The sequence below is a fragment of the Actinomycetota bacterium genome (assembly GCA_019347675.1).
Taxonomy (GTDB): domain Bacteria; phylum Actinomycetota; class Nitriliruptoria; order Nitriliruptorales; family JAHWKO01; genus JAHWKW01.
This window is the reverse complement of the sequence record JAHWKW010000057.1, coordinates 1-4,325: the sequence shown is the minus strand read 5'-3', so window position 1 is coordinate 4,325 and position 4,325 is coordinate 1. Positions and strand designations below refer to the sequence as shown.

The window sequence follows — 4,325 nt, the reverse complement described above, 5'->3', positions numbered from 1 at the left end:
AACGAGGTAGTCGGCGAACAGCTCGGTGAGGTAGTCGCCGGTCGCCATGGTGCGCTCACCGAAGGAGACCGTGTCTCGCGACGGGTCTCGTGCGACGGTCCGTGCCGCCGCGGTCAGCCGGTCGAGGGCCGCGACGGGCTGGTCTGCGATCAGGTCGCCGTCGCATCGTGCGGTGACCACCTCTGGGGCGTCGCCGACGAGGACTCCGGCAGCCCAGCAGGACTCCTCTGCGAGGTGGGCGAGCAGGTCGCGGACGTTCCAGCCTGCGCAGGGGGTCGGCGCGTCGAGGTCCGCCGGCGTGACCGCCGGCAGGCGACGTTGGAGTCCGGCGGCGGCTCGGTCGAACAGGTCGTCGGGGCGCATCACTCACTGTCTGTCGCGGTGCCAGAGTGTGAAACGGAACAGGCGCAGGAACCCGTAGCGCTGGGCGCCAGGCCGGCTCATGTCACCGAAGATCGCCGCCACGGCCCGCCCCTCGGCTGCGTGGAGGCGGCGCAGCATCGCCGCCCAGTACTGCGGCGTCGGACCTCGGGCAGGGTCGCGGCGAGGACCAGCACCCCCAGCGGTCCATGCAGCAGCAGCCAGCCGGCGACCACCGCCGCCCCGTCCACGTAATCCGACGAACAGCCGGTGGTCGGGCACGTCGAGCATCCGACCTCGGCAGCTACCTGAGCGTGTGGCACGCAATCGCGGCCAACCGGGTTCGCGCGGACAACGAACGGGGATCGCTTGGCAGATGAGCTTCTCGTGCACAGACACGACATCGCCAAGATGACGGCGGTCGTTCGCCGTCTCCCAGCTTCAACGCGCGGATCACCGATCCAATCCCAGCGGCAGCGATCCTCGGCGTGATCGCGCCACCGAGACGTAGCCGTACCGAACCACCCGCACAGCGGGGATCCTCGAGCGGCTTCCGCGCCTGCGGCAAGATTCTCGACGGCCGCGCCCAATGCGGCAGTACGCGCGCCTTCCCAAACAACTACCGCTACGGCAGTTTGCCCGTAGGCCCGCAGTCCGTCGTTCGCAGAAGCCGGGGAAGGTCGTGATGACCGCCGAGACGTTGCGCCCGTGGGTGCGAACGTTGAGGTCGAGACGCGGGTCGGCGAGGGTTGACGACCGACGATCGCGAGCGGTTGAGGAATTCGAACGCGAGATCGCGAGATCCGCCTCGCCAACGAAATCCTCAAGGCCGCGGATTTCTTCGGGGCGGAGGTCACCTACGAGCGGTGGCGTGAACTGCTGATGCATACCGGGTCTGCCATCGGGCATCGGCCCAGGCCGTGATCGCAGGCGAGGCTTCCCTCCCGGTGCGGGTGCAGGCAACGTAGACGTCCTGCTGATCGAACCTGACGGGACGATGACGCTCCTCGACTCAAGCTGGCGGCCGACCGGAGATCCGATGCGCCGTGGTGGCCAGATTTCCCCGGTACGCCGGTGCGCTCTGAAGCCATCGTCACGCGAGCTGGGCTGGGCCGAGCGTTCGCAAGCGTGCCGGCGGATCACTGGCTGAGACGCAACCCAGGCCGGTTCAACCGCCGGGCCCGGTGGGCCCAGGTCGCCTGGTCAACCCGCGAGCCGGACCACGTCGCCCACTCGCTCCACGCGCCCGGCCCGACGCAGATTCGTCACCGACGTGCTGACCTTGCGGCGAGTAGCGTCGCTGTCGCCCGCCTCCACCAGACGTTGAACCAACTCGTCCAGCGTCGCCTCTTGCTGTTCGGCCAACACCCGCAACACCCGCTCCCCATAGCTGACCGTCGTGTCACCGACATCGACGTCCAAGTCCACCCCGGCCGCGTCTAGGCCCACCTCGTCTGCTTCCGCCTCCGGGACGCGCTCCACGTCCGCGACGTCCTCGACCGCTTCGGCCTGCGGTGCGTGCCTGGCCGGGGCGGTCTGGTCGTGGGGAACACCCTCCGCGGCTGACTGCAGCAGCGACAGCTGACCGCGCTGATAGGCCAGCAGTCCCTCGAGGCGCTCAACCTGCGCGACCAGCCCGTCACGCAACTGCTCGTTGCGGGTGACGGTGGCTTCTAGCTGCTCCGCCATCTGCGCCAAAAACGACTCGGTGTCCCCGGTGAGGTCATCGACCATCTCGGCCGCCCGGCGCACACCACCCTCAAACTGTTGCTCAGCCACACCAACCCTTCCATCTAGCCGTCCGCGCCAGACGCTACCCCAACCGCAAAACGGCAGCTCCCCCGGCCCACGGCACCGCACTTGTGTCGGGGCCGTCACTGCGCCCCTGGCCTAGGGACGGCCGGCCTTGACCGGCCCCGTCGACTGAAGAAGGGATCAAAGGTGTTGACCGTGTTGACGCTGACGCTCTGACGCCGGTCCAGCAGCGGTTCCTGCAAGCCCTCGAGGCGATGCTCGAGGAACTACGTCCACCATCCCTCGATTGCGAGCAGGTCGAGGTGGAACTCGTGGGGGAAACGTTGTGGGTGTTGCTGCCCTACCCCGGGGACGATCAGGTCGCAGTTGCCGTGGGGTCGACGACGACGAGGCCGTCGTGTCTCTCCCCCAGGACCATTTGCACTTCCGGCGCGACGACAGCAACGAGGGCTGGTGTGGCCGCTCGATCGACTACGTCGAGCTGCGTTTGCGTCTGGTTCACGCCGCGCTGCGTGGTCAGCTCGAGCTGCGGATCCAACGCCGGCTGCTCGCCGCGAACCTCATCTTCCTGGTCGCCACCATCGTCGCCGTCGTCGCCGCATCGCGCGCCAGCCTGAGCAACCGAACGGGTGCCGGTCTGATCGCAACGGGCTACTCCCTCATCGCCGTTGGCGTCGCCATCGGGCTCATCGTCCGGGAGGAACTCGACTGGTTCTTCGTCCTAGCGGGTCCTGGTCTCCTGCTCTCAGCGGTCGGGTCCATCGTGTTCGCTGTGGGTATCTGGCGCAGATCCAGCCTTCCCCGGTGGGCTGCCGTGCTGGCTGGCGTCGGTGGGCTGGTGGCGATCATCCTGACTGAGTTCGGGAGCGGGGTCCTCATCGGGTCCTTCTGGCTCTTCGTGGCCAGCTACACCCGGCGCAATTCGGCCTCGCAGAGTCGTCGGCTCGCATGAGGTGCGGTCGTCCTCCGGGTCGGCAGGGGTGCTTCGTCGATCCGGAGGACAGACCCCGTCACGAAAGATCTCGACACCTGCCGTGCGCCGACCCTGGCCGGGCACCGTTTTCGGAGATGCACCCCACGCCCCCGGCTTCCGAACCCGGAGGTTGACCGAAGTAGTAAACCGGCACTCAAAGCCGGGTCGGTGCCGCCGTGGAACCCCAAGGCGAGACCTGCATCCGACATCCGTCCCGCCGAGCACTCATGCGCGTTATCGATCGGCTCGATGTCCGACGCCACCATCGACCGCGTATCCTTGTTCCGCCGGAGGTGGCGCCATGAGCACGGTGGAGATCAAGCTCGACGACGACCTGCTCGCGCTCGTCGATCAGCGCGCCGCCGCTTCGGGCAAGGCCCGTGATGAAGTCATCGTCGAGGCTGTTCGCCGGCAGCTCGAAGGTGGACGGCTACGCGACATCCTCAAGGCGGCGCGTGAGTGCAGTGGCCTCTCCGAGGAAGAGGCGATGCGGCTGGCGATCGCTGAGCAGAAGGCCTACCGCGTGGAGCGCGCGGCCGACGCCGGGTAGGTGCCAGCTCCACGCCGGGTCGTCATCGACCCCAACGTGCTGGTCTCGGCCGCCATCACCCCGTCCGGCGCCACCGCGGCGGTCACCGACCTCGTCGACGCCGGGATCATCGTTCCGATCGTCTCACCGATGCTCTTGGCGGAGCTCGATGGCGTCCTTCGCAGAGAGAAGTTCCGCGAGTACCTGTCCCCGCCGGAGGTGGATGCCTACGTTGCCGAGCTTGCCCGTCGAGGCGAGCCATGGGACGACCTGGCCGACCCTCCGACCGTCAGTCCCGATCGTGACGACGACTACCTGATCGCTCTCGCCCGGGCCGCGGGTGCCGATGCCCTCGTCACGGGCGATACGGACCTGATCGAACTCGACCTGCCAGACGTACCGGTTCTCACGCCGAGGCAGCTACTCGAGATCCACGCCACGGATGCCGAGCCTTCGGCCGAGCCGGGATCACCTCCGACCTGATCGCGACCCGCGCCGCATGGGGTATCTACGAGGACTGCGCCTTCGAGGACACCGACTTCGAACTCCTCTACCAACCGCAGTGGGATGGCATCGAGGACCCCAACTCCGACGTGGCGCTCGAACACGGCATGACGAACCTCCGGGTGCAGGAGTGGTTCACGCCGTTCAGAGCCTCCGAGCCGGTCCATCCCTACCTCAGCAACCTGGGATCGACGGAGCCCGGTC

Annotated in this window: 6 protein-coding genes; 3 read left to right on the top strand and 3 right to left on the bottom strand. The window is 67.8% G+C overall.

The features are described from left to right. From KY462_16715 to KY462_16705, 3 genes are all read right to left on the bottom strand, one after another. Positions 1–363 (bottom strand): maleylpyruvate isomerase family mycothiol-dependent enzyme (locus KY462_16715; GenBank protein ID MBW3579341.1); only part of this gene is annotated, 363 nt, incomplete at its 3' end. 3 nt (positions 364–366) lie between these two features. Continuing rightward, positions 367–651, bottom strand: coding sequence for a hypothetical protein (locus KY462_16710; GenBank protein MBW3579340.1), 285 nt, complete (start codon positions 649–651; stop codon positions 367–369). 912 nt (positions 652–1,563) lie between these two features. Then, on the bottom strand, positions 1,564–2,139 hold the full coding sequence (locus KY462_16705; protein MBW3579339.1) for a hypothetical protein: 576 nt from the start codon (positions 2,137–2,139) through the stop codon (positions 1,564–1,566). Between the two features lie 373 nt (positions 2,140–2,512). Here KY462_16705 and KY462_16700 point away from each other — a divergent pair, with 373 nt between their 5' ends. The 3 genes from KY462_16700 to KY462_16690 all read left to right on the top strand — a co-directional run bounded on the left by KY462_16700 (position 2,513) and on the right by KY462_16690 (position 4,100). Continuing rightward, positions 2,513–3,067, top strand: coding sequence for a hypothetical protein (locus KY462_16700; protein MBW3579338.1), 555 nt, complete (start codon positions 2,513–2,515; stop codon positions 3,065–3,067). Between the two features lie 331 nt (positions 3,068–3,398). Beyond that, complete coding sequence (locus KY462_16695; protein ID MBW3579337.1) at positions 3,399–3,638, top strand: ribbon-helix-helix protein, CopG family; 240 nt, start codon at positions 3,399–3,401, stop codon at positions 3,636–3,638. Continuing rightward, complete coding sequence (locus KY462_16690; protein MBW3579336.1) at positions 3,639–4,100, top strand: putative toxin-antitoxin system toxin component, PIN family; 462 nt, start codon at positions 3,639–3,641, stop codon at positions 4,098–4,100. The last annotated feature ends 225 nt before the right edge of the window (positions 4,101–4,325 follow it).